The following is a 25,403-nucleotide window of genomic DNA, read 5'->3' as shown; positions in this document are numbered from 1 at the left end:
TATTCGACCCTGCGACAATGTGTCGATTTGACAATGAGTCGCCTTTGAACGCTCAGCCTCCGCGCAGTCCGCTCCTCCGCCCACGAGGTGCGCCGAACCGGGAATTTCGGGCAAGAGCTCGATCACAATTACTGGGCGCCGCGTGGCGTCCACCAACGTTGGCTTGAGCAATGACGAGCTTTACCCGAGCGCCCGGCGGACCGGCGACCATGTTCAGCAATGTCTTCCGGCAGTCATGGCTGGCTTTGGCATACCGATGCTCGGGCGCGGTCGTCTCGTTCCTCTTCGGCGTAAGCTTTGCGCGGATGATGAACATAGAGGAATACGGCGCGCTCATGTCGTTGATGACGTTCGCGCTCGTCGCCTCCACGGTCGGCCTCGTCGGTCAGCAATTTCGCGTGTTGCGGGAAATACCAAGCATCGCCGCCCGGAAAGACTACCCGGAGATCGGCTCGATCGTCGCGAAGCGGCTTCGAGTGGCATGTCTGGGCAGCGTTGCCGTGACCGTAATCGCCCTCCTTCCGTTCGTCGCCGCTCACGGCCGCGGCGGGATATTCGGAAGCTGGCTATATGCCACGAGCGTACTGCTGATATTGCCGTTGTCCTTGATCGAAATGCAGAGCTCGCTGGGGCGCGCGCTCGGCTCCGTCAATCTCGCACTCGTGTCGAAGGATGTGTTGTGGCGATTTCTCATCATATTGCTGGGCGCCGTTCTGTTCGCGACGTATGGCCATCCGCTGCCGGCGCAAGACGTTCTGCTGATTGCGACTGCAATCCTGGTCGTGCTGATCGCCGCTCAGAACATTTACCTACGGCATCTCGCGGAGGGATGTAAGGTTTTCACCATGGCGGTGAGGCGGTCCAACGACCGGCTTGGCGACGTCCTTTCCAGTTCGGGACCGTTCTGGGTAACCAGCGTCACCAGTATCATGGGCGGCACGATCGACCTCGTCGTCATCTCGGTCATGGTCGGCCCGGAAGCCGCTGGATATTACTACGCTGCCAGCCGGATCGCGCTCCTTCTTGATTTCTTCCTGGCGACCTTCTGTATTCCGGCGGCGCCCCTCATCGCACGTCTGTTCGATGAGAATCGTCATGCGGAAATCACACGCGTCACGTCGGGAGCGTCATTGGGTGCGTTTGTCGCCGTCCTCGGCTGCGTGGCGACGTTGGCGCTGGGCGGCGACCTCGCGCTGATGGCGTTCGGAGAGACTTTCACTCGCGCCTACAGCGTCCTGATGGTCCTGGCAATCGGCATGCTGGTGTCGACATATTTCGGGATCGGCCCCATCGCCTTGAACATGACGGGGCATCAGCGCGCCGCGATGCACATCGTGGTGATCACCTGGGCGGTGGGGATCCTGGCCATGATCGGCGCGACCTTGGCCTTCGGGACAATAGGAGCGGCGGTTGCCGGCGCCTGCGCAGGCATCGCAACCAGGGCATGGACAGCGGCCTACATTTATTCGGCGGAAGGGATCGATATCACGGCCACCACGGCGCTCCTCGCGTTGGTCAGGCGCGCAACGGGGAGAGGCGCATCCGAACCGCGTACCGAGGCAATACGGCCGGAAGCCAGCGCCACCATTCTTGACCTGCAGCCTGCTCGCGGCAGTCGGGACACGCGTACATGAATTGGGGAGGTAGTTGAATGCGTTCGCTGTCATCCGAGGACGCGGCTGCTGCAATCGGACTTACGCACGGGAGGCGGTACCTGATGGACCGGGGTACATTCGAATACGAGGTGTCAGGGAGCCGGCTTTCCATGGGCCTGGTGAGGCTTCTGCACACCGTTGTTGCGCGGAGTACCGGGCGCGGCATGGGACTTGCCATGCGGGCGGTCAAGCCGCTTCTGCATTCCCAGCTGTCTTGCGTGCATTTCGCCGACGGCAGCCGCTTGTACTTTGAGCTGAACGACGTCTACTGGAATGCGTTCTTCATCGGCCAGCCCGGCATGACCTACGAGCCGGACATAGCGACGCTTCTGCTGCGGCTGAAGGATACCGACTATACGTTTTTCGATTGCGGTGCGAACATCGGATACTGGTCCGTTCTCGTCACGTCGGAAATGCTGGGTCGCAAGCGCGCGATTGCCGTCGAGGCTTCACGGGAGACGCTTGCAATTCTCGAGCAGAACCGCGACGCGAATGATCAGCGCTTCGAGATCTGCCGCAGGGCATTGTTCGAGTACGACGGGCGCAGCCTGTTCTTCTCCGACGACGGACCTCATTCGGCCCGACACATCGTAACGTCGCAGAGCAGCCGTCCGTCACATACCGAACCCGTCATGTCGATAACGATCGATGCGCTGGCAAGGGACCAGCAGCTGACCGACCGCGATCGGCTCGTCATCAAGCTCGACGTCGAGGGCCAGGAGGTTGCGGCCCTGAAGGGCGCCCGTCAAGTTCTGAAGCGCGACACGCTGATAATCTACGAAGATCATGGCCAGGATCGCAGCCACGCGACCACGAGGTATGTGTTCGAGGCACTCGGACTTCCAGTGTTTTCTCTTGCTGCGGACGGGTCAGTCACGAGAGTCAGCGACCTCGGCACACTGGATCGCCTGAAGGTGAACCCCAAGATCGGCTACAATTTCGCGACCTGCCCACCCGGCTCCGGCTTCCACCGCTGGATCTCAGGAATCGCAAGTCACGCATGATCGTGTGGAGCGCTGCCGGCGGCCGATCCCGGCGCACGAGATCGCCGGCTGCTCAATCCGCTTCGCGCGCCCAAGCCAAATTCGCGTGCACTCGGCTCTCCGACGCGATCAGAATGCACGATATCAATTGCTGCGACCGAACAGCATCTCGACCGCCGACTGGACGCCATTCATTCGCCCTTCGAACGGAACTCTGTCGTCGGATGGACCTCCGACCGCGATGCGGGGAAGCCCAAAAACATTCGGCTCGCGATCAGATATCTGTCCATGCCGAGTTGTGACTGCAGTCGAAAAACCGACTTCCACCGCGAGATCTTGTTCTCGAGGACCGCATGCCCTGGAGTTGCCGTAGGGAAAAGCGACGTGCCGAACCGGGCGCTGAAGCAGTCCCTCCAAATAGGTGCGATTACCCGCCATTTCGGCGCGCGCTGAAGCTGCATTCAGGTACGCGAGTGCCGGATGCGATTCCGTGTGTCCGCCAATCGAAGCCAGGGGGTGTCGTGCCAGGGCCTGGAGCTCGCGCTCATTGATGAAATAGGTGTCGTTCAAGGCCTCCAGCGATAGATCAGCCTTGCTGAAGGTAGGGGCGAGCATTTCGACTCGTTGGTAATCCTCATGGACCCAGTTGCTCACCTTCTCCAGGGCCGATGCTTTCTCGTCAAAATCGCGACAGCTGAATCGCATGTTCATTGCGTCGATCGCAAGACTGTCTCTCGAGCGGAACAGGTCGCGCAAGCCCAGCCACCACGGTTGCATCGTTCGCGTCACCGCACCCGTTGGAACATAGACGGTGAAGGGCGCGTTATTTCGCTCAAGGATTGGCAATGCAGTCGTGACGTTGTCCTTGTAGCCGTCGTCGAAGGTAAGCACCGCATACCGGCGGGGTTGCGGATCCACCGCCAGCTGCTCGAGACATGCATCGAGACTGACGATCTCCCATCCTTGCTGGCGCAGCCACTTCAGAGTGTATTCAAGGAAATCAGGCGATGCACCGGTCTTCAGCTCCGAGTGCCAGTCCTGCTGAATCTCATGGAACATCAGGATAGCGGCCCTGCCGGCAAATGCCTTGCGCAAAGCAGGCGCAAATCCCGCCCAACTAGCCGCATGGAATATGGTTCGGCTGAGAAGTCGCTTCACGCGAAGCCACCACCGGACAGGCTGATTGCGTGCAAGCCGACCAAGCGGCTTCGGTGCTCATTTGATTGCGTGTGCGATCTCCCCATGCTCATCCTCAAATAGCCGTCGTGAACACAGCAATGTTTCCGATGGGAAACAGCCCTCCATTTATCAACAAACCGCGTCGCTCTGGCAACCACGGCGCTGGTACTCACTACTGGGTACCCCAGATTTCATCGCCTCCACTCTGAATGCGCCGCCTGCATCGAACTGCTTTCACGGTAGCTTTTCGTCGGACACAGAGTGCACCGGCCACTGGTGATGCCGGCCTTTGTGATGTGCGTGTCGAGGGCCCTAATGAAAGTACTGCTCGCCAATAAGTTTCTGTTCAACAACGGTGGCGCAGAGGCAGTGCTGCTTCAGGAAAGGATGTTCCTGACGAGCAGCGGGGCGGACGTCATTGACTTCGCGATGCAGCACGAGCGGAACATCGAATCCCGCTATGCAAATCACTTCGTGTCTCGCCAGGAATACCGGACCGGCGGCCATCTCGCCAAGATCAAGAGCGCGCTCTCGTTGATTCACTCGCGCGAAGCCGTGAGCAAACTCGCATCCCTGATCGAGGAGACCCGGCCGGACCTGATGCATTGCCACAACATCTATCACCAGCTGACCCCGTCGATTGTCGGCGTCGCCAAGTCGCGCGGGATTCCGGTCGTGCTGACACTGCACGATTCGAAGCCGGTGTGCCCGGTGCACACCCGCATGCGAGAGGACCAGCTATGTTCGTCGTGTCTCGCCGGCGATTTCCATCACGTGCTGATGCACCGCTGCGCTGACGGCTCGATCGCACAGAGCGCCACGCTTTACATGGAAGCGGTCATTCAGCGCTGGTTTGGCAGCTACGAGAAGGTGGATCGCTTCCTCGCGCCGAGCCAGTTCATGCGGGAGTCGGTGTTGCCGCGGTTCGCAGCGGACCGGGTCCAGGTGCTCTACAATGGCGTGGATGTCACCGGCATTTCGGCGAGCGATCGGGACAAGGGATACGTGCTCTATTGCGGCCGGCTCGCGCCGGGAAAAGGTGCGGAGACGCTGTTGCGCGCCCACGAAGCAGCGGACTGCCGGTGGCCTCTCGTCATCGCGGGCTCCGGCCCGCTGGCGGATAATTTGAAGGCGCAATTCACCCGAAATGTGCGTTTCGCGGGCCAGCTATCCGGCGAAACTCTAAACGAGACGATCGCCGAGGCTTCCGTGGTGGTTGTGCCTTCGGAGTGGTGCGAGAACTGCCCGATGTCGGTGCTGGAGGCGATGGCCTATGGCAAGGCGGTCATAGCGACCCGCGTCGGCGGCATTCCGGAGCTCGTGGACGATCGCGTGACGGGGCTTTTGTTTGAGCCCGGCAATACGGACGAGCTTCGACGCCACCTCGATTGCCTGATGAGCGACGCCGCACGCCGTGCAGGCATGGGAGCAGCAGGAAGAAGCCGCGTCGAAGCGGACTTCTCTCTCGAGAAGCATAACACCGAACTGATGGCCGTCTACCGATCACTGGTGAGCGAGCGGCATTCATCGCATTGAGGATTGCAAATGGACCTCACCGTCATCTCCACGTTTCGTTGCAACTCGAGATGCCAGATGTGTTACATCTGGAAAAATCCGACCGATCCAAAGGAAGAGGTCACGCTCGAGACCCTGGCGAAGCTTCCTGGCGGGTTCGATAATCTCAATATCTCCGGCGGAGAACCGACTCTGCGGAAGGATCTCGCCGAGATGGTGGACCTGCTCCACCCCAAGGCCCGGATCATAGAGATCAGCTCGAACGGCCTGCATCCCGAGCGTCTCCTCCCCATCATCAAGAAGCACCCGAAGATCAAGGTTCGTTTCAGCCTCGAGGGTGACGCGACCACCAGCGACTGCATCCGCGGCGAGAAGGACGGCTATGCCACGAAGGTAGCCGGACTTCGCATGCTGCAGGAGGCAGGCGGGCAAGACCTCGGATTCGCCTTCGTCATCCAGGATGAGAATGTGGCGCAGCTCGTTCGAACCTATGAACTGGCGCGTTCGATGGGGTTCGAACTTGCGACCTCGACGCTGCACAACGCGTGGCAGTTCTACAAGAACGACAATTATTTCTACGAGCGCGTCGCCGTGGCCCGGCAAGTGGAAGGGCTTATCACTGCGATGCTCAAGAGCAACAAGCCGAAGAACTGGTTTCGCGCCTACCTGAATCTGGGCTTGATTGAAAAGATCCTCGGCCATCCGCGGTTGATACGCTGCAGCGCAGGCACTGATTTCGCATTCATCGACCCCTGGTCCGATGTGTGGGCCTGCAATGTGCGGTCGGATCTGCCGCTGGGCAACCTGGCGCGCCAGTCCTGGAGTGAGATCATGGCCAGTGACACGGCCAAGAACTCCGTCGCCAAGGTTCACGCTTGCCAACAAAACTGCTGGATGGTGACGACCGCGCGCACGGCAATGCGCTCAACGCTGATTCCGCAGGCGCCGAAGATGGGGCCGCTCATCTGGGTGCTGAAGAACAAGCTGAAGGTCGAACTCGGCCGGCCGATCTGTTTCGATCAGTACATCGATTACTCCAACGTCGCGCCTACCCCGCGTGTCCAGCGAACGTCATTCCTCAACGAAAAGCAAAAGGCACGATTGGTGCGCGGGAGAGAGACGGTCGACGCCCGATATCCGCTCAAGGAATTCATGAATAACTAATTTGACAGGAGGGTGCAGTGAGTGCGGATCATCTGGTACTGCGGGTGATCATGCTTGGCCTGCGTGGATTTCCCAATGTGCAGGGAGGAGTGGAAGTTCACGCAGAGCACCTCTGCCCTCATCTCAAGGAACTGGGCTGCGATGTCGAGGTGATCGTTCGCTCCTCGTATATGCCGCCTGATCGCGGCAACGAGTGGCAGGGTGTGCGTTACCAGCGGGTATGGTGTCCGAAGACCTCGGGTCTCGAGACAATCGTCCATTCGTTCCTCGGAGTGCTTGTCGCCGCATGGCAGCGGCCGGACGTGTTGCACATCCAGGCCATCGGGCCGGCCTTGATGGCGCCACTCGCGCGCTTGCTGGGACTGCATGTCGTCGTGACGCACCACGGCCCGGATTACGAACGGGAGAAGTGGGGCCGCTTGGCCAGGATGGCCCTGCGCGCCGGCGAGGCCTGGGGAATGCGATTCTCCGACGGCCGCATCGTCATCTCCCAGACCATCCGAAAGCTGGTGCGGGATAAGTACGGCCTGAATTCGGACCTCATTCCAAACGGCGTCACCTTGCCTGACGTGCCGAAAAGCACTTCGGTGCTGGAGAAGCTCGGGCTTACGCCGGGACGATATGTGCTGATGGTAGGCCGGCTGGTACCAGAGAAGCGGCACACCGACCTGATTCAGGCCTTTGCCGATGCCAGACTCACCGGATGGAAGCTCGTGTTCGTCGGCGCCTCCGAGCATCCGGACGCGTATACCGAAATGCTTGCGGCGCGCGCCGGGGCAACCGCTGGGGTGATCATGGCGGGCTTCCAGTGCGGCCTCGCATTGCGGGAGCTATACGCCCACGCGGGCATTTTCGTTTTGCCATCCTCGCACGAAGGCTTGCCGATCGCGCTGCTGGAAGCTCTGAGCTTCGGTTTGCCCGTGGTGGCCAGTGACATTCCTGCTCACCTGGAGATCGGATTGAATGACGCGCACTATTTTCATGTGGGAGATGTATCAGGGCTCGCGGATCGCCTGGCATCGTTTGCACACAGTCCGTGGCCGTTGGAACTGCGCGAGAAGACACGCAACTGGTTGGCTGAGCGGGAGGACTGGCGCTCTATCGCAGAGCGCACTCTCGGATGCTATCGCAGAGCAATCGAGCCTCGTCGAGGCGGTCCTCATGCGCGGTCCCGGACAGCGCCGCCCAGCACCGCCTAGCGAGCTGCGCACGCGGCGTGCCGGCCAACGCGCCATGCCCGTCCCGCGGTTGAGGTATTGCCTCAAACCGATCGAACCAAAGCGACGTTCAAGATGAATACACTCCTGCTGTATTTTCTTATCTATACGTTCTTTCGATCGATCTCCAACGGCCTCGACCGTCTGTCCGGGACGAGCTTTTCCATGATCCTGTCGCTCACCGTCATCGGGATCGGTGTTGTGGCCGCCTGGCACGCGCGACATGTCAGGATACACAAAAGACTGTTCGTACTCTTGATAGCCATGTCCGTCTTTGTTGCCGCTTGCATCCTGTCTTTTGTCACCAATGGCTTCGGAGCCGGCAAGATCGTCAACCAGTATACCGCCCTGTACGAGATGTTCAGGTACGTGCACCTGATCATGTTCGTCACACTACTTGCTGCCCTTTATCGTCATCCGGATTTTTGCCCGCGCCTCCATCGTGTTTACATGTGGCTGTTGTTCGTCATTTCCGCGGTGGGGCTCGGTCAATACCTGACCGGTCATGCAGAGCTCGTCACGCAATACGACAAGTTTGAACGGGTGGCAGGTCTTTCTTCGCACCCCGTACCCTACAGCCTGGAGATCGTGCTGACCTTTTTCGTTTGCGAGCTGTCGCGCCGGAAAATGCGGCTTCCCATTCAGCACTTTCACCTCGCGGTGTACTCGCTGTTTGTTGTTGCCCTGGTCCTTTCCGCTTCAAGGACCGGAGTCGCTCTGCTCGGGGTGGCCCTCAGCGTATACCTTTTTGTCCAGAGGCCTGCCCTGCTTCCCGCGTTCGCGGCAGCATTCGCGATCCTCATGTGGGCATCTCCATTTGGAGAGTTGTTCTCGGACCTGAAAACCGTTCCGGACTACATCATGAACGGCGAATATGTGGTGTGGGACTGGCAAACCGCCGTGACCTCGGTCCATTGGCGCATTCACCACTGGTACTATCTGTCCACACTTGGGTTGGAACGAGCTTGGATCGGATATGGCCCCGGTCAAACCCCACTCTACAGTCCGTTCCTTCTGCAGGCGCACAATCAATTCGTGGAGATTTTCTTCGATACGGGCATGGTAGGCCTGATCTCCTTTGCCGCGTTTTGGTTCAGCCTTCCGGTGGCTGCAATGTCCGAACGGCGACGGCTCATCAACACATTCGGAAAAAAATCGGCGGAAGCCGGAATTCTGCACTTCTGGGTCGCCATCTTTGTCGGCGTGACGCTGGTTGCATTGCTCGATCAAAGCTTTAACCGGGAAACAGTGGCGTTCTCGCATTTGATCGTCACCGTTTTCATCGTCCTGTCCCAGCCGGAGGCGGTCACCGCACGAAGCCCCGGATGGTCCTTCCGCCACCTTTTGATGACCGCCGGTTCGCCGGCCGATGTAGCATTTGGAGAACGTAACCTTGCAGTCGCGGAAGAACGGCGCTCCACCTAGATCTCAACCTGGATTGAGCCGGCGTCACGCACTTCAGGCCGTCGCCGGCGCGGCTGCGTACGGCGTGACGCGATCGCCGGTCTTCGGACAGCCAACCGCCGAACCGTCCCTTGATCGCCAGTCGGACGTCGCGTTCGCGTCGTCGCACGACCGCCTGCGCGGCATAAACATCCAGCAGCCCTTCGCGCATTGGCAGACGGGTGAGCCCTGGAACATCCGTAGGGGCTGGGACAGTTGGATGCCGAAACAGCGGCTTGAAAGAATTGCCGCCAGCGGAGTCGACTTCCTGCGCATCTGTGTCGATCCAGCGCCGCTGCTCGCCGTCGAGACCAAGGCTGATTTGACCTCAGGCATCGAAACTGTCCTCCGATCGGTCGACGCCGTCCTTCAGGCCGGCATGAAGGTGCTATTCGACGTTCACGTCAGTACGGAGCACACGGACTGGAACATTCAGACGTTGACCGATGGAATCGCAGGCCCGCATTTTCTGCGTCTTGTCGAAGTGGAGACGAGCATCGCAGCGGCATTGCAGGCGAGATATAATCCCCAGTCGGTCGCGCTGGAGCTGTTCAATGAACCGCCGCCGCCGTCGGATTTCAGCTCCAAGACGGCTTGGGCGGAGCAGCTCAAACATCTTTACGACGCGGTACGATCAGCCGCTCCGAAACACACGCTGATCCTTTCAGGAATGAACTACGCGAGCATCGATGGTCTGCTCTCGATCGACGTAAGCGCCTTCGACGCGAATACAATATTCGTGTTTCACTACTACGAGCCGTTCATCTTCACGCTTCAGGGCGTGAATGTGTCCTACAACAAGTATGTGCATCGCCTCCAATTTCCCCCACAACCCGACGACCGCGTTCGGGTGATCGAGCGAGCGACGGGTCTGGCGAAATCGGACGAGGAAACCTCCGTGTTGCGAAGGACGTACCTTGTCGAGCAGTTGAGCAACAACGCAGGTCAGTATTTCGATGTCCCTCAGGGTATCGAGTTCATCCGTCGCAGAGTCGGCGAGGTCGCCGCCTGGTCCGACAAGAACAAGGTCGATCGCAAGCGCGTCATGTGCGGTGAGTTCGGATGTTTTGGCGACTTCGCCGGTCGCACCGGTGCCGCGTTATCGGATCGGGCGACGTGGTTGCAGTCGGTACGTCAGGCCGTCGAGGAAAACGGATTTGGCTGGTGCGTTCACGACCTCGATGAGTCGTTTCGCATCACCAGCGACAACGGCGCATTTGTCCCGGAGCTCCTGACAGCGCTCGGTCTGCGCAATCCATGAGACCGTAGGCTGAGCCAGGCGAGCCGACGCGACCTTGCAGAAATCAAATGTGGCGCGAAACCGACCAACGCTGCAAATTTCAGCGGAAAATCGCCCGTGTGCAGTAAATGTCGGTCAGGTTATACGTGTGTATAAATCACACTTTGAAAGTTTTTTTGCCATCTTTGATTATTAACCCACCGACTCAGCAGTCGGGGGGGCAACTTCCAAAAATCCCACTGCTTGAAATCTCCTCGCGGTTCGAGGCTGCAATTCTTTGGAATCGGAATCTGTTCGCGGCTGAAGTCGCGAGCATGCAATCTGTCGCACATCTCTGATGCGCGGCAGCGGAATTCCTCGTCCTTAAATTTGGTCTGCAATGGAGAACTAAAGTGGCGCTGACCGATGTCATCTATCAAAACACGCCTGGCAACAGCGAAGGGTTTCCGCTTGGCGTCCCTTCAAGCTATTCCTGGTACGGCGGGAGCACCGGCCATACAGGCAGCACCCCGCCCTCCAATTTCACCTCCGTCACGGGGTGGGGTCAGGTCTATCCCAAGTCCGGGGCAACCAACGATTCCAATCCGGCCAACGTTCAGATCGCCGACTTCCAGACGTGGGTGCATCTGAAAACTGGCGGCTGGGTTCTCGTGCAAGATCAGGCGACGGACCCGATCGCCGGATCTCAGTTTCTCGCCGACTTTTCCGGAAACACGAACTCTGCCTGGAGCGTGACAAGGCAGGCGGACGGCAGCGCGATGGGCGCTGCGCCCCTCAGTGGATACAACGACCATTTCTGGCCGGGCTCACGCGGCAGCTATTCGGCCGGAACGGTCGATGGGGTCTACGTCCAGGCCAATATGAGGACCACTGATCCGAACGAACATCTCGTTGCCGATCTGGGAGCTGATTGGTGGTCGACTCCAACAGCCGCATACGTCGACGGGTTCTCCAACAATCCCGGTGCCGGGATGAGCGATTGGGTCGAACTGACGACGAGCTACAAGACCCTTTACTTCACCTCGATGACGTCTGCGCAGTTGCAGGCCGATCTGCCGCCTCCGCTGCAGGGCACCTCTTCGCCGACGACGCCCACGACGCCGACGACACCAACGACGCCGACCGACCCGACGATACCGTCGCAGCCGACAACGCCGACCGACCCCACGACGCCGACAACCCCCACGACTCCGAGCGTGACTGCGCCGGTGCTCGACGTCGCGGACAAGTCTCTCTGGGTGGCCGGCAGAGGCGGTCAGGTCGACTTGGGGACGACTCTTACAACGACCGACCCCAACGATAACCTCACCCTGAATATCATGGGACTGCCGCGATACGAGACGATCACGACCGGCGATGGCACGACGCTCAGGGGCAACAACATCACCCTGACGTCCGCGCAGGTCGACAGCGGACTGACGCTGACGTCGAACTACAAGGGCAATGCTCATCCGGTCGCGAACCTCACGCTGACCGCGAGCGCTATGGATCCGACCACCGGTGCTGTGATGTCGTCGGACCCGCAGACGATCCGCGTGACGGATCCCCGGCCGTCCAGCTCGACTGGCGGAAACACCGGCAACTGGGCAAACCACGGCTTTGCGCAGTGGCAGCAGCAGATGGGCGTGGACTCCAGCACCCTGGCGAACACGGCATCGCAGATGACCGGTTGGGGCGATCAAGGCACGCGAGCGTCCCAGGCAAGCCAGGGCTTTGCGCTGCTGAACCAGTATCTGGCCGGTAGCTCCGGTCGGGTCGACGGTGGTCAGATCGCAGCGGCCATGTCGAATGGGACCGGCTGGACGCACAACTCGTTCCTGAGCAAACCTCAGGGTTGATCCGGCTACTGCACCCGGGGGCTCTGCGCCCGGGTGCAGTACCCATCAACGTGTTGGGAATTGGAAACGGACAGTCGATCGCGGACGGTAACGGCGAAGGGACTGTCACGCGCGGGTCTCGATCTCGGTTGGCTTCATCGCCCGCATCTGTTTCCGAGCGATCAAAACGCGTGCTGGCGCAACAGCTTCGGGTATGCGGCAAATTTGCGCGCAATTTACCGGTGCAAAAATCAAGATTTGAAACTTTTTTCGCCATTTTTGCGCATTAACGAACCGGTTCAGCAGTCGGGGGGCAGGTCTAAAATCCCACTGCTTTGAAATCCCTCGCGGTTCGAGGCCCTAGTGCTTTGATGTTGCTTGCGCCTTTTGGCTGCGAGCAAGCGGTATGTCGCATGCTCTGTCGATGCGCGGCATTGGAATTCCCAGTCTTTGGAAATGCACGAGAAGGAACACAAACGCGGCCGGGTAGCCGCGAAGGGTTGAGTAAGAATGGCGATCCAGAACGGAAATGCCCCCGCCGCAGATCTAGGGCTTCGCGCGCTAGCTCTGTTCCTGCGCCTCCATGGCGTGAATACTGTGCCGGACCAGCTCCGCGATCGTTGCGGGAGCGACGAGATCGGCATTCGCGCGATGCTTCGCTGCGCGCGCGAATTCGGAGTCAAAGTCCGTTCGCGGACAATGGATTGGACCCGCCTTGCGGGTATCCAGCTGCCCGGAATCGCCTCGCTGCGTGACGGCGGATTTCTGCTGCTGGGCAAGATCGACGACCAGGTGGCGCTTGTGCTGCACCCGACCTCGCCGCATCCGAGCCGGATGACGCGCGCGGAATTCGAAGCGATCTGGGATGGCGGTCTGATCTGCGCTGGATCACAGAGCTTCGCGCAGCGCGCACGTCATGCATTTGCCGACATCCGCACGCGCTCGTTTGACTTGGGCGCCGGCCTGATGCACCGCGCCGGCGAGGGCCTGATGCGTGCCCGTGACGGCCTCACGAAGAGCTTCTTGGCGATGAGACCTGGCATCCTGATGCGCGGGCCTCGCGACGAGGCCGCAATCCATCCGGCGAACACAAACACCGAATCCCCGGCCGCCGGCGTCGAATCCGAACATGACGATGAATCCGGGCTCATTGCGCTGGCGATCTTGCTGCGTTGCCATGGAATCGCTGCCGACCCCGGCCAAATTCGCCACCGGATCGGCTCAGCGCGCCTCGGCGTTACTGAAATCCTGCGCTGTGCCAAGGATTTCGGGCTCAAGGCAAAGGTGCAGAGGACGAGCTGGAACAGGCTTGCCGTCACTCCGCTGCCGGGAATTGCGGTGCTGCGCGACGGCAGCTTCCTGATCCTCGGCAAGGTTATCGACGACAAGCTTCTCGTTCAGCGCCCGCTGTCTCCGCGCCCCGAAGCAATCACCCAGGCCCAACTCGAGGCCATCTGGGACGGCGGCATCATCCTGATGGCCCGGCGCGCCAGCCTGACCGATCTCGCGCGGCGCTTCGATATCTCCTGGTTCGTCGGCGCCATGCAAAAGTATCGTCGCCTGCTCGGCGAGGTGCTGGCGGCGTCGTTCTTCCTTCAGATCTTCGCCGTTGTCTCACCGCTGTTCTTCCAGGTGGTGATCGACAAGGTGCTCGTGCATCGAAGCATGAGCACGCTCGACGTGCTGGTCGTCGGGCTTGTCGTGCTGACCGTGTTCGAGGCCGTTCTCGAGACGCTGCGCGTCTACCAGTTCGCGCATACGACAAACCGTATCGACGTCGAGCTCGGCGCCAGGCTGTTCCGTCACCTGTTGGCGCTGCCGATCGCCTATTTCCAGACCCGCCGCGTCGGCGATTCGGTGGCGCGCGTCCGCGAGCTCGAGAACATCCGCCAGTTCCTGACCAGCTCGGCGCTCACGCTGGTGATCGATCTGCTGTTCACCGTCGTCTTCCTTGCGGTGATGTTCTATTACTCGACGACGTTGACGTGGATCGTGCTGGCGTCCTTTCCGCTCTACATCGGCATCTCCGCGGGAGCCGCGCCGCTGTTCCGTCGGCGCCTCGACGAGAAGTTCAATCGCGGCTCCGAGAACCAGGCCTTCCTGGTCGAGAGCGTCACCGGTATCGAGACGCTGAAGGCCATGGCGGTCGAGCCGCAGATGCAGCGCCGCTGGGAGGAGCAGCTCGCCGGCTACGTGTCCGCAAGCTTCCGCGTGCTCAGCCTGAATAACACGGCGAGCCAGGCGGTCCAGATGATCAACAAGCTGGTCATCGCCGCGACCCTTTACTTCGGCGCCCGCCTGGTGGTCAGCGGGGATCTCACTGTCGGCGAGCTCGTCGCGTTCAACATGCTGGCCGCGCGCGTCAGCGCGCCGGTTCTGCGGCTCGCACAGATCTGGCAGGACTTCCATCAAGCCCGCCTGTCGATTGATCGTCTCGGCGACATCCTCAACACCATTCCCGAGCCGAGCTTCACGCCGGCCCGCGCGGCGCTGCCGCCGATCCGCGGCCAGGTCACATTCGAGCACGCGACCTTCCGCTACCGCATCGACGGCCCCGAGGTGCTGCACGACGTGTCGTTCAGCGTCGAGCCAGGCCAGGTCATCGGCATCGTGGGTTCATCGGGCTCGGGCAAGAGCACCATCACCAAGCTGATCCAGCGTCTCTATGTCCCGGAGAGCGGACGCGTGCTGGTCGACGGCGTCGATCTCGCGATGGTCGATCTGAGCTGGCTGCGGCGCCAGATCGGCGTCGTGTTGCAGGAGAACGTGCTGTTCAACTGCACGGTCCGCGACAACATCGCGCTGGCCGATCCGGCGATGCCGATGGAGCGCGTCATCGAAGCGGCGGAGCTAGCCGGCGCCCACGACTTCATCCTCGAACTGCCGGAGGGTTACGACACCGTCGTGGGCGAGCGCGGCAGCAGCCTGTCCGGCGGGCAGCGCCAGCGAATCGCAATCGCGCGCGCGCTCATCACCGATCCACGCATCCTGATCCTGGACGAGGCGACCAGCGCGCTGGACTACGAAAGCGAGCGCGCGATCCAACAGAACATGAGGCGGATTTCCGCCGGACGGACCGTGTTCGTCATCGCCCACCGGCTGTCGACGGTGCGCAATGCAAACCGGATCATCACCCTCGAGCATGGCCGCATCGTCGAGGACGGCAGCCATGACGAGCTGATCCGCACCAACGGCCGTTACGCCAACCTCCATTATCTGCAGGCCGGTATCCATGACGTCCGCTAGCCGCAATGTCGTCGCGTTCCCGAGACGCGAACCTCGCCGCCGCGAGCACGAAATCGCCTTTCTGCCGGCGGCGCTCGAGATCGCCGAATCGCCGCCGTCGCCGATCGGGCGCGCGATCGGGGCCTGCATCATCGCCGCGTTCTGCATCGCGCTGTTGTGGGCGACGCTCGGCAGCGTCGATATCGTCGCCAGCGCGACCGGCAAGATCGTGCCGGGCGGGCGCACCAAGCTGATCCAGCCGTTCGAAACGGGTGTGGTCCGCGCCATCCGCGTCCGCGACGGCCAGAGCGTCAAGGCCGGCGACGTCCTGATCGAGCTGGACCCGACAATGACGGAAGCCGACCAGGAGCGCCAGAAGAGCGATCTGCTTGCGGCCGAGCTGGACGTCGCGCGGCTGCGCGCCGCGCTGGCCGCAGATCCGCTCGCGGCCTTCCGGCCGCCGCAAAACGCAAGTGCCGCCGAAATCGAGATGCATCGCCAGTTCCTGATCAGCCAGCGCGCCGAACAGAGCGCAAAGCTTTCTGAAATCGAGCGCCAGCAGGGTCAGAAGGAGGCGGAACGGGCGACCACATCGGCGAGCGTCGACAAGCTGGAGGCGACGATCCCGGTACTGAAGGAGCGCGTCGACATCCGCAAGGGTCTCGTCGAGAAGGCATTGGCGTCAAAGGTCGTCTATCTCTCCGAATATCAGGAGCTGGTCGCCATGCAACAGGACCTCGTCCTGCAGCAGAGCCGGCTGCGCGAAGCCGATGCGGCGATCGCCCTGCTGAAGGAGACCAAGGACAAGACTGCCGCGGAGTATCGCCGCGCGACCTATGATGCCCTTGCGAAGGCCGAGCAGAAGGCTGCGAGCGCTGCCCAGGAGGTGGTCAAGGCGGATCGGCGAACGAAACTGCAGAGCTTGACCGCACCGGTCGACGGCGTCGTGCAGCAGCTTGCCGTTCATACGGTGGGCGGCGTGGTGACGCCCGCTCAGGCGCTGGCCGTCGTGGTCCCGAGCGAGAGCCAGCTCGAGATTGAGGCCATGCTCTCGAACCGCGACATCGGCTTCGTTCATCCGGGCCAGAAGGCGGAGATCAAAGTCGATACGTTCAACTTCACCCGGTATGGGCTGCTTCATGGCGATGTGCTCAGCGTGTCGACGGATGCCATCACGCGCGAGAAGCAACAGGGCGGCCCCAATGACCGGACACTGGGCGCGGCACAGAGCAGCAGCGAGCCTAAAGGTCAGGAGCTGGAATACGCCGCGCGCGTTTCGCTCGACCGGACGCACATGCAAATCGAGGACAAGCTCGTCAAGCTCGGGCCGGGCATGGCGGTGACGGTCGAAATCAAGACCGGCACGCGCAGGATCATCAGCTACCTGCTTTCGCCGCTGGCACGGTACCGGCAGGAGGCCCTGCGCGAACGGTAAAGCGAAGCGCGTCGCCGGACATTGCGGCCGAGCGACGCGCCACTCGCTTCAGAGCGACGCTGATCGCGTTGGTGCCGGTCGTTCAGACGATTGCGGTGAAATTGCCGGTGGGTTGGCGCATGCGCTATCGGCGCAGCGCCTCCAGGCGCGATTTCGCCTCCTGGACTCCCGCGGCGTTGGCCTTGGCATAGAGGTCTTGTGCCCTGCGCTCGTCACCGCGCGTGCCGTAAGTTCCCCATTTCGCAAGAATCAGGGGATCGTAGGTTTCTGCGAGCGCGAAGCTCGCCTGGGCGCTGCCCATTTCCACGGCGCGCTCGAGGACAAGCCGCGCCGCGCCTATGTCGCCCTGACGCAGCAAGGAGCTCGCCCGCGCAACCAACCCTCCCGCTTCCGCAGCCTGCTCGGGAGCAGGCTGCGCAACTGCGCGAGCAGGCGCCGCTCGTGTCTGTTCGGCGACTGGATTGGTGGCCACTTCGATGGACTTGTCCCGCGCGGTCGCACCGGTCGTCAACGCCGCGCCGTGCGCTTTGCGATCCTCGACCTCATACGCATGGATTGCGCTCCGCGACAAAGGGAGGTGCTGCGCCTGCACGTCGACCCTGGCGCGCAATTGCTTCAATTCGGCAGCGCTGGCTTCCGCTGCCTGCTTCTGCAGCACGATTTCTTCGCCCGCTTTTGCCGCCCGCGCCGTCTGGGCCTCGCTGTCGCGATGCGCTGCCGCCAGATCCTGCTCCAGCCGCGCGGACCGCTCTCGCTCCTTTTGCAGGTCCGCCGCAGCGCTCTTTCCCGTCGCTTGCAGCCGGGACGTTTCTTTGCCCGCTTCGGTCACGAGCACGGCCTTGCTCTCGATATCACGTCGCGCCGCCGCAAGATCCTGCTCCAGCCGGGCGGACCGCTCGCGCTCCTTTTGCAGGTCGGCCGCACCGCTCTTCTCCGCCGCCTTCAGCCGGGACGTTTCTTTGCCCGCTTCGGTCACGAGCACGGCCTTGCTCTCGATATCACGTCGCGCTGTCGCAAGATCCTGCTCCAGCCGCGCGGACCGCTCTCGCTCCTTTTGCAGGTCGGCCGCGCCGCTCTTCTCCGCCGCCTTCAGCCGGGACGCTTCCTCGTCTGCTTTCGTCACCAAGGCCGTCTTGGTCGCGACATCGCGCCGCGCTGCCGCAAGATCCTGCTCCAGCCGGTCGGCCCGCGCCGCTTGCAGTGAGTTCTGCAACTCCGCCGCTCCGCTTTCCCTTTCCCGCTTCAGTCGGGCGGTTTCCTCGCTCGCTTTCGCCGCCAGCGCGGTCTGCGTCTCAACATCGCTGCGGGCAGCCGCAAGATCCTGCTCCAGCCGCACGAGTCGCTCACGTTCGTCCGGTGTGGATTTGTGAACCGAAGCGGCGCCGTTCTCGGCCGCCTGCCTGAGCTCCGCCGCTTCTTCACCGGCTTTGCGTGCCTGCGCCTCGAAGGCATAGATCGTGCTTCGGGTCTGGGAAAGCTCCTGTGCCAGCGCGTCGGCCTTGGCACGCGATTCCCGCAGCTCGGCGGCCCCGGCCTCCACCGTCCGCTTCTGCCGCAGGGCTTCATCGGCCGCCTTTGCGGTCAGCGCGGTCTGGGCCTCGACATCACGCCGCGCGACCGCGAGATCCTGCTCCAGCCTTGCGGACCGCTCTCGCTCCTTTTGCAGGGAGCTCTGCGTCTCGGCCGCTCCGCTTTCGCTTTCCTGCTTCAGTCGGGAAACCTCCTCGCCTGCTTTGGTCGCCAGCGCGGCCTGGGTCTCGACCTTGCTGCGGGCAGCCGCAAGATCCCGCTCCAGCCGCGCGAACCGCTCACCTTCGTCGGGTGTGAATTTGCTGACCGAAGCCGTGCAGCTTGCAACCGCCTGCCTGAGCTCCGTCGCTTCGTCTCCGGATTTGCGGGCTTGGGCTTCGTATGCATAGATCGAGCTCCGCGACAGGGAGAGGTCTTGCGCCAGCGCCTCGGCTCGTTCGCGTGATTGCCTGAGCTCGGCAGCTCCGACGTCCGCTGCCTGCTTCTGCCGCAGAGCTTCTTGCTTTGTCGTTGTCGCCAACGCCATCTGGGTCTCGACATCGCGCCGCGCTGCCGCCAAATCCTGCTCCAGCTGCGCGCTCCGCTCGCGCTCCCTTTGCAGGGACGACTGCATCTCCGTAGCGCCGCTTTCACGCATCCCTTTCAGCCGGGAAACCTCCTCGCCCGCCTTTGCCGCCAGCGCAGTCTCGGTCTCGACGTTGCGGCGCGATGCCTCGAGATCCTGCTCGAGCCGCGCGGACCGCTCGCGCTCTCGTTGCAGATCCGCCACGCCGCCTTCCGCCGCTGCCTTCAGCCGAGACGCTTCCTCACCCGCCCTTGTCGCCAGCACGGTCTGGGTTTCGACATCACGCCGCGCTGCCGCCAGATCCCGCTCCAGGTGCTCCGCCCGCTCACGCGTCTCTTGCAGGGAGTTCAGCAACTCCGCGCCGCCCTGCGCGGCCTGCTTCTCTTCGGCCGTTTTGTCCGTCAACGCGGCCCGGGCCTCGATATCGCGGCGCGCCGCGGCGAGACTCTGCTCCAGCGATTCGGCCCGATAGCGCTCCTGCTCGAGACGTTGCAGCAACTCGATGTCACGTCTGGCATTCGTCAGTTCACAGGAGAGCGACTCCGCCCAGTTGTATTCCCGTTTCGAAGTCTGCCCCGTGTCGCCGACTGTCGCTTGGGCAAGCTGCACCGGTCTGTCGTTGCCGGCTCGACCCGGCGGCAAGGCTTCGGGAGCGCCGTTCCTTGCCGCTTCGATGAAACCGGGACTACGGGCAGCCGCCGAATGCTGCGGTTGCGTCGAAGGGCGGGCCGGATCAGGGGACGCCCGTGTTTCCGTCGTGCACGCCATTGCGAGCACGGCAGCAGTCGTCCACGACAGCGCGGACCGTCCCGCCTTGGGCAGCAGCCGGCGCGACGAATCTGCGATGTCGCGGCCGGCAACTGCTTTGTCCTTGAGCATAACCGGACCCATCCGCAATCACCTGTCGCGTAGCGACACGATCTGTTGAGGTGCGGTATTATGCGCCGTACTGCAGCGCGAAGCCTACAGCCCGCATGGAGGACCCACCCACCCCTTTCGGGTTAGGCCACAGGTCACGGCTTCACATAGGACCAGCCCTTCTCCTGCAGTTCCATCACGCGCACGACGCCTGACTTCACCACCTCCGCCTGGCGAACGATCGGGATGTCCTTGTTCTCGGCCTTGTGCATTTTTTCCTGGGTATTGCCGCAGGCCTTGAACGAGACCTCCGGCGTGCTCAGCGCCATTTCCTCGAGACGGGCTTTCACCGGCGACGTGTCGTCGCGCAGCATGTGGAGGCCAGGCCCGAAGGTGACCACCTCGATCTTCACCTTCTCGCCGAGATCCTTGTAGTATTGCGCAACGTTGACTGCGTTGTTGAGCGCGAGATTCATGGCTGCGGGATCGTTCGTGTTCACCTGCAGGATCAGGTTGTGCGACTTGGCGTTGGATGGAAGCCGGGCGTTGGCGTTGAGAGGAGATCGTTCCCCCTTGTGGGTGGTCGCCTTGCGCGAGACATGAACCCTTTGGACCTTTTCTGAAACGTGCCGATAGTCCGCAGTGGGATTCGTTGTTGTCGGTGTCCAATACCGTCCGCCGCCTTGCTCCGCCGCAGCGTATGAAGCGGACAGCAGCACCGTTGCGGCTCCGATCATGGTTACCTTCGCAATTTGCTGAAACACGCGCATGGATGCCTCTCCTGTTAAAGACACGTCATTCAAATCTCTAACCGTTGGGTTTTGCGGTCGGTTGTGGCCACCTGCACGCAGCGGTGATCTTCGCGCGCACCACATCCATCCCGCCCAACGGGAACACCGCATCCAGCGCCGGTCCGGTACGGGGTGCGAGGTGAATATTGAGACCTCCGCCGTCCGGAAGGGACTGCAGCAAGCGAATCACGTCGCCACCGAACGCAACGCCGGTCCCGGACGCAGGCACAGCTGCCGCGACCTGCTGCGGCGGACCGTCGTTGATACGGTAGGAAATCGCATATCCATCGCCGCGACCGGACACGCGGGATCCGGCGACGATCAGTTCGCTCCGCCCGCCATGGCAGCGAATCGAAAGCGTCATTACGCTTTCGCCGGCACCGTCGCGCGATGACGTTGTGGCGGTGGCGACCGGTGAATAGTCGAGCGGTGAAGTGGTCAGGCTGACGACCCAGCTGCTACCTTGGTTCGCCTGGGGCGGCGCTGACGCCCGCGGTGTCTTCTCGGAGCACTCCGGCCGTTCGGAGCGCTCCTTGGCGGAGCAATCGCGGAGCTGAGCGATCTGACGAAATCCTGCCGCCTGCGCCGAAGCAATACCGCTTGCGAGCAAAACTCCAGCCACCGCGCAGGTCGCCGCGCGTCTCATTGCGATGGATTTGCGGCGGTGCGCGGCCCGCGATCGAGCCACGCCTGCGCCGCGGGGAAGCGCGTCAGGCCGGGAACGGTCGCGGCGAGATTGATCGTCTTCCACTTTTGGTCGAAGCCCGGCTGCTGCAGCTTGTCGATCCGCGAGAACAGATACTCCACGAAGCGCGCGAGGCGCTCATAGCGGTTCGATTTGGCCGGAAAGTTGAAAGCCACCAGAGCGGTCGGCACTGCGATTGTCGTGACGCGCTCGCCCTGCTTGATGAGATTGGGATACTCCGTGGCCTCGAGCGAGGCGGGAAGATAAAAGTCTTCGAACCTCCTGTCATAGGGAACAGGCAGGAACTTGAACCCCGGCTCCCAGCGGCCGCGCACGAAAGCATCCACCGGCTTCGAGGTGATGAAGACGACCGCGGCCATCTCGCCCTTGCGCATCTGCTCGAGCGCGACCTGATGAGGAATGAAGGTTTTTTCCACATCGAGGCCAAGGCGGCTGAAGATCAGCGGCCCCGAATAGGCCGCCGCAGTACCCAGATTATTGAAGTTCACCTTCTTGCCGGCGAGATCGCTCAGGCTTTGGATCTCGGGACGAACGAAGATATGCAGTTCGGACGGAAACAGGTTCAGCACGAACGCCAGCCGTTGCTGGATATCCGGCACCTGGCTTCTGTATTCCTCGAGCACGTCGGAATTGATGATGGCGGCATCGATGCCGCGCAAATACAGCAGTGAGTTCACATTCTCCGTCGGCCCGCGCGTCACGACCGGCAACACATGCAGCTTGTCGCCATCGTCTACGACGCGGGCGATTTCGGCCGCGAGACGAATGGGCGCGCCCTCGAGCAGGCCCCCGGCGAGGCCGACCGTCCAGGCATTCATCGTCACCTGCGGCTTTTGCGGCGGCGGCTCGCGTCGCAATTGACGCGCTGCAGCAGGTTGCGCCTGTGCATCCACGTTGGACATCGGAACGGTCGCGAGCAGCGGAATCAGCAGCGCCAGCATGCGCAACGGATGCAATTCACTTTTTGCGGTCTGTCCCATGGGATCTGCGCCCTCGCCGATCGGTCATTTTGTCGTAGTTTCATGCAGTTCATCGGCGCGCGCCATTTCTCCGCATGGGGGAGCCCCCTACCCCTTCCGGATTATCCACTGTGCCTGCCCCCACGCCGCAGCAGCGAGGGATCACAGGGTGGAACATCACCGGCACCATACTGACGGCAGGCGCCGGAAACCCTGCCTGACCGTCGGCGAGGTTGCGGGTTTCCTCATTCAGCGCGCAAGGCCAGCACCGCGACGTCGGCTTGCGACAAGCGTGACGGCAGATTCGCGGCGTCGACACGCGATCGGGACCGCTTCAATGGTGGCGCCTTGGTACGTTTGGCGATCTCACGGCCGATGCTTCCGAACCCGACGATCAGCCAACGCGTCTGCGCGATTTAGCGAAATCCCGCCGTTCCCACTGATGCGCCTGCTGATGGGCTGCTTGTTCGGCGATGGGATGCAAGTGACTGAGCGTATGGATGGTCCCGTATTCGGCCATCGCCGGCGCCGAGGCGCTGGAGCTCGTCACGGTGAGGCCCGGACGGACCAAAAACAGCAACGGCAGGAAGAACCCGGCTGCCGGTATCATCAGAAACGCGCAAAAGCCGCGCCATCGTGATCCGGCTGTTGCACGCTCCGTGATACGGCGAACGAGTGGCGTTGTTCCGAGACATTTCAGCAGCCGCGGCAGATATTCTTTATCTTGGCAGCTGTCCGAGCTTCTTCTACTGCAAACGGGTCCTTGTATGGAGGCCGCCCGGCGTCGCTTTCAACGATTGCGGGCTTTTCCAATTTCGGAGGATAGGCTGCGTCGTAGCAGGCCAGGCGTGCGGTCGCGCCTCCGATGGCGCGACAGTCCGGCCCCTTAGCGATGGCGCTTTGCACGCACGTAGACAAAACTATTACGGCAATAATGCTTCGCATCGAATTTCCTTTGCGCATATGGTCGCTTGACGCACGGATATGAAACCAAAATCTGCTTCCAGGAAGGCCACGTCGACCCGACACCTCGCAAGAAGAGCCAACGGGCATCATGTTACTTGTACTGTTGCAGGCTCCTGCATTGATCGCTGCGTCACCATCTCGCTAAAATCGAGTTAGCTGCCATGCTCCGATCTTTCGGCTCGGCGCCGCCGCAATTGTCCTGATCTTTGTCGACTCAGTAGAGAGCCCGCCAGTCTTCATTGCCGAAGAAGCAATGACGCAAAACAGATATCAAGGCATCGAATCGAATTCAGCAGGCACCCTACCTGCTCGAAAGAACACAGTCGGCTGGTCGTCGTAATCACCCGTCTCGGGATCCGAGCTTGTCGAGAAGGCAACGACGCCTGCCTTACTCATGGCAAGCCTTTCGGCAGTTCGACGCGCACTTTCCTCGCTCCGGCACGCAATTGGCGTACCGGCCTTTAACTGATCGCCTTTCGCAGGGTCAAAGGATTGAACGAGAAAATGCGTCTGGCGCGGCATCATGACCGCTTTTCAGCACTGTGGTCCGACCAGCTACGCATTTCTTGATGCGTCGTTTCGGTCCGACCAATTGAGCTCCGATTGAGGGCACCTACGCCGCCCCCGGCGCCTCCGCTTCGTTGGCGCGCAGAATCGAGCCGGCGTTATCCCGACCCCATGAAGCGCGAGCGGCAATCTCGGAGCGCGTGATCCTTCCCGGCTTGCTTGTACGCTCGTCAACTCTTTGTTGCTGCGTTTGCGAGCTCCGTTTCGATCCCGGTGGCACAAGCCTTGGCAAACGAGTAATCCATGCTCGTGGATGCCACATTCTTCACGAATTCTCTGACGACGTTCTCTTTAGAGTAAATGCTTGCCGCCTTGAATTTGGCGAGAGCGCCGTCCGCGGCTGTGAACTGAGCGACGCAAATCGGTACCAGAACGGACATCCGGCCGCTGGTCTCCGCTGTGGTGCGCATGATTCTGGCGCCTTCCTCCGTGACCCAACCGCCCCAGATAAATCCAATCGCCATGGTTGCCACCGCGCCGAACGCGATCCCTTGAAGGAAGCGGGTCCGTGCCTCGCCTTGCAGGATTGCAGGAATTTTCATGAAGGTCGCCTTTCTTGAGCGCGCGCAGAGACGCGCCCGCGACGCTGACGCTCCGTGACAAACACAATGTTATGATTGCGCCTTCCGATGGCACGTGAGCTGCTGCTACGACGACTGGCGGCGACTTCGGAAGTCGCTGCTTCATGGGCAGCTTCGAGGTGAGCAATTTGCCAACCCGTATTCGGACGCTATATGGCTAGCTTGATGGTGTAAAGGGCGTTCTGTTCTGCGGCGGACTGCGCACGCAGATTGTCACTCGTGACAAAAACGCTACTGGTAGCGTTCTGCGTACGAACGGCGCGCCATGATTTCCTTGGGGTGGTCCTTCACGCTGCGACCGGCGTGACTTGAAACTGCGCAAGCGTTAATCGAACGTCGCATAATTCTGGGGCGAACTGCCGGAGAGGGATTGCGACGGTTGGCTACTTCCACTGCCTATCGGATAAGATCCTCGACGATTGGCCCCGCTTTGCGACGCACGATGTGGCATGGCCCGTCACCGTCGGTCAGCGACGGCCATCCCGACGAAATCCTCCTCGGCAGCGTGCAATTCGCGAGGAATGGTCATGGCCGCTTGTCGTTCTTTCGCGGGAGTGACGTCACGGTATTAACACCTGACATTTCGAGCACTGAAAGCTGCTGGTCTCCGGATCGATGCAGGCAAAGCCGACGGGCACATGGTCGGCGCGGGTAGCGGTGTCCCCCCTCACATAGGCGTAGCCGTCCGCCTGTGAGAGCCGTGCCACGTCCAGCCTCCCACAACGTGGACACTCAATATCTACGGTCCATTCGTCGCGCGTGGTCATTCGCGGCTTTTGGGGACAGAACCACGCGACCCCAACTCATCGGCCTGGCCAGAATCAATGAATTCCTGAGCCTGCGCCTTGGTGGCGAAGGTGATGAGTCCATTGCCGACTACACCACCCTCGAGGAGTTCGGCCACTGCGTAGTTGCCGCCAATGGAGGGGCAAGTCGTCCAACCGATGCGGTTCTTCATTCGTCGAGTATGCGCCGCGGCCGGTCAACATGCCAGACCGAACCTCACC

Annotated in this window: 18 protein-coding genes; 10 read left to right on the top strand and 8 right to left on the bottom strand. The window is 61.6% G+C overall.

The annotated features are described in order from the left end of the window. Window positions 1-209: 209 nt before the first annotated feature. Both ACVWYP_RS07285 and ACVWYP_RS07280 read left to right on the top strand, forming a co-directional pair. A complete protein-coding gene (locus tag ACVWYP_RS07285) occupies window positions 210-1,634 on the top strand; it encodes an oligosaccharide flippase family protein (RefSeq protein WP_304498229.1) in 1,425 nt (474 codons plus the stop codon). 83 nt (window positions 1,635-1,717) lie between these two features. Beyond that, window positions 1,718-2,659, top strand: coding sequence for an FkbM family methyltransferase (locus tag ACVWYP_RS07280; RefSeq protein WP_304498228.1), 942 nt, complete (start codon window positions 1,718-1,720; stop codon window positions 2,657-2,659). Between the two features lie 123 nt (window positions 2,660-2,782). Here ACVWYP_RS07280 and ACVWYP_RS07275 read toward each other — a convergent pair whose 3' ends face one another. After that, window positions 2,783-3,796 (bottom strand): polysaccharide deacetylase family protein, encoded by a 1,014-nt coding sequence (locus tag ACVWYP_RS07275; protein WP_304498227.1) that lies wholly within the window; start codon window positions 3,794-3,796, stop codon window positions 2,783-2,785. A 336-nt stretch (window positions 3,797-4,132) separates the two neighbouring features. Here ACVWYP_RS07275 and ACVWYP_RS07270 point away from each other — a divergent pair, with 336 nt between their 5' ends. From ACVWYP_RS07270 to ACVWYP_RS07235, 8 genes are all read left to right on the top strand, one after another. Next, window positions 4,133-5,353 (top strand): glycosyltransferase family 4 protein, encoded by a 1,221-nt coding sequence (locus ACVWYP_RS07270; RefSeq protein WP_304498226.1) that lies wholly within the window; start codon window positions 4,133-4,135, stop codon window positions 5,351-5,353. A gap of 9 nt (window positions 5,354-5,362) precedes the next feature. Beyond that, window positions 5,363-6,496, top strand: a complete 1,134-nt coding sequence (locus tag ACVWYP_RS07265; protein ID WP_038385697.1) for a radical SAM protein — start codon at window positions 5,363-5,365, stop codon at window positions 6,494-6,496. Between the two features lie 17 nt (window positions 6,497-6,513). After that, a complete protein-coding gene (locus ACVWYP_RS07260; RefSeq protein WP_304498225.1) occupies window positions 6,514-7,695 on the top strand; it encodes a glycosyltransferase family 4 protein in 1,182 nt (393 codons plus the stop codon). 93 nt (window positions 7,696-7,788) lie between these two features. Next, window positions 7,789-9,138, top strand: coding sequence for an O-antigen ligase family protein (locus tag ACVWYP_RS07255; RefSeq protein ID WP_304498224.1), 1,350 nt, complete (start codon window positions 7,789-7,791; stop codon window positions 9,136-9,138). Then, the gene (locus tag ACVWYP_RS07250) at window positions 9,107-10,417 is read left to right on the top strand and encodes a glycoside hydrolase family 5 protein (RefSeq protein ID WP_304498223.1); all 1,311 of its coding nucleotides are present in this window, start codon (window positions 9,107-9,109) and stop codon (window positions 10,415-10,417) included. Before ACVWYP_RS07255 ends, ACVWYP_RS07250 begins: the two co-directional genes overlap by 32 nt. A gap of 371 nt (window positions 10,418-10,788) precedes the next feature. Further along, window positions 10,789-12,234 carry a hypothetical protein gene (locus ACVWYP_RS07245; protein WP_453945726.1) on the top strand — a complete coding sequence of 482 codons (1,446 nt, stop codon included), beginning with the start codon at window positions 10,789-10,791 and terminating at the stop codon, window positions 12,232-12,234. Window positions 12,235-12,810: 576 nt separating this feature from the next. Continuing rightward, window positions 12,811-15,459 carry a type I secretion system permease/ATPase gene (locus ACVWYP_RS07240; protein ID WP_304498221.1) on the top strand — a complete coding sequence of 883 codons (2,649 nt, stop codon included), beginning with the start codon at window positions 12,811-12,813 and terminating at the stop codon, window positions 15,457-15,459. After that, window positions 15,446-16,873, top strand: a complete 1,428-nt coding sequence (locus tag ACVWYP_RS07235; protein WP_304498220.1) for an HlyD family type I secretion periplasmic adaptor subunit — start codon at window positions 15,446-15,448, stop codon at window positions 16,871-16,873. The genes ACVWYP_RS07240 and ACVWYP_RS07235 overlap by 14 nt, the downstream gene beginning before the upstream one ends. Window positions 16,874-16,997: 124 nt before the next feature. On the opposite strand, the gene ACVWYP_RS07230 is transcribed toward ACVWYP_RS07235, so the two are convergent. The 7 genes from ACVWYP_RS07230 to ACVWYP_RS07200 form a co-directional block, all read right to left on the bottom strand. Further along, window positions 16,998-19,847: a hypothetical protein gene (locus tag ACVWYP_RS07230; RefSeq protein WP_304498219.1), complete on the bottom strand. Its 2,850-nt coding sequence runs from the start codon at window positions 19,845-19,847 to the stop codon at window positions 16,998-17,000. A gap of 134 nt (window positions 19,848-19,981) precedes the next feature. Beyond that, a complete protein-coding gene (locus ACVWYP_RS07225; protein ID WP_304500452.1) occupies window positions 19,982-20,596 on the bottom strand; it encodes a DsrE family protein in 615 nt (204 codons plus the stop codon). A gap of 37 nt (window positions 20,597-20,633) precedes the next feature. Beyond that, the gene (locus ACVWYP_RS07220; RefSeq protein WP_304498218.1) at window positions 20,634-21,263 is read right to left on the bottom strand and encodes a hypothetical protein; all 630 of its coding nucleotides are present in this window, start codon (window positions 21,261-21,263) and stop codon (window positions 20,634-20,636) included. Further along, the gene (locus tag ACVWYP_RS07215) at window positions 21,260-22,264 is read right to left on the bottom strand and encodes a TAXI family TRAP transporter solute-binding subunit (RefSeq protein WP_028341570.1); all 1,005 of its coding nucleotides are present in this window, start codon (window positions 22,262-22,264) and stop codon (window positions 21,260-21,262) included. Before ACVWYP_RS07215 ends, ACVWYP_RS07220 begins: the two co-directional genes overlap by 4 nt. Window positions 22,265-23,518: 1,254 nt before the next feature. Beyond that, window positions 23,519-23,770, bottom strand: a complete 252-nt coding sequence (locus tag ACVWYP_RS07210) for a hypothetical protein (RefSeq protein WP_080686790.1) — start codon at window positions 23,768-23,770, stop codon at window positions 23,519-23,521. A 215-nt stretch (window positions 23,771-23,985) separates the two neighbouring features. Continuing rightward, window positions 23,986-24,357 carry a hypothetical protein gene (locus ACVWYP_RS07205; protein ID WP_028341572.1) on the bottom strand — a complete coding sequence of 124 codons (372 nt, stop codon included), beginning with the start codon at window positions 24,355-24,357 and terminating at the stop codon, window positions 23,986-23,988. Between the two features lie 802 nt (window positions 24,358-25,159). After that, a complete protein-coding gene (locus ACVWYP_RS07200) occupies window positions 25,160-25,354 on the bottom strand; it encodes a hypothetical protein (protein WP_028341573.1) in 195 nt (64 codons plus the stop codon). Window positions 25,355-25,403 lie beyond the last annotated feature (49 nt).

Source organism: Bradyrhizobium sp. USDA 3262 (genome assembly GCF_054060035.1).
The sequence above is the reverse complement of the archived record's forward strand: the minus strand, read 5'-3'. Positions and strand labels throughout refer to the sequence as shown.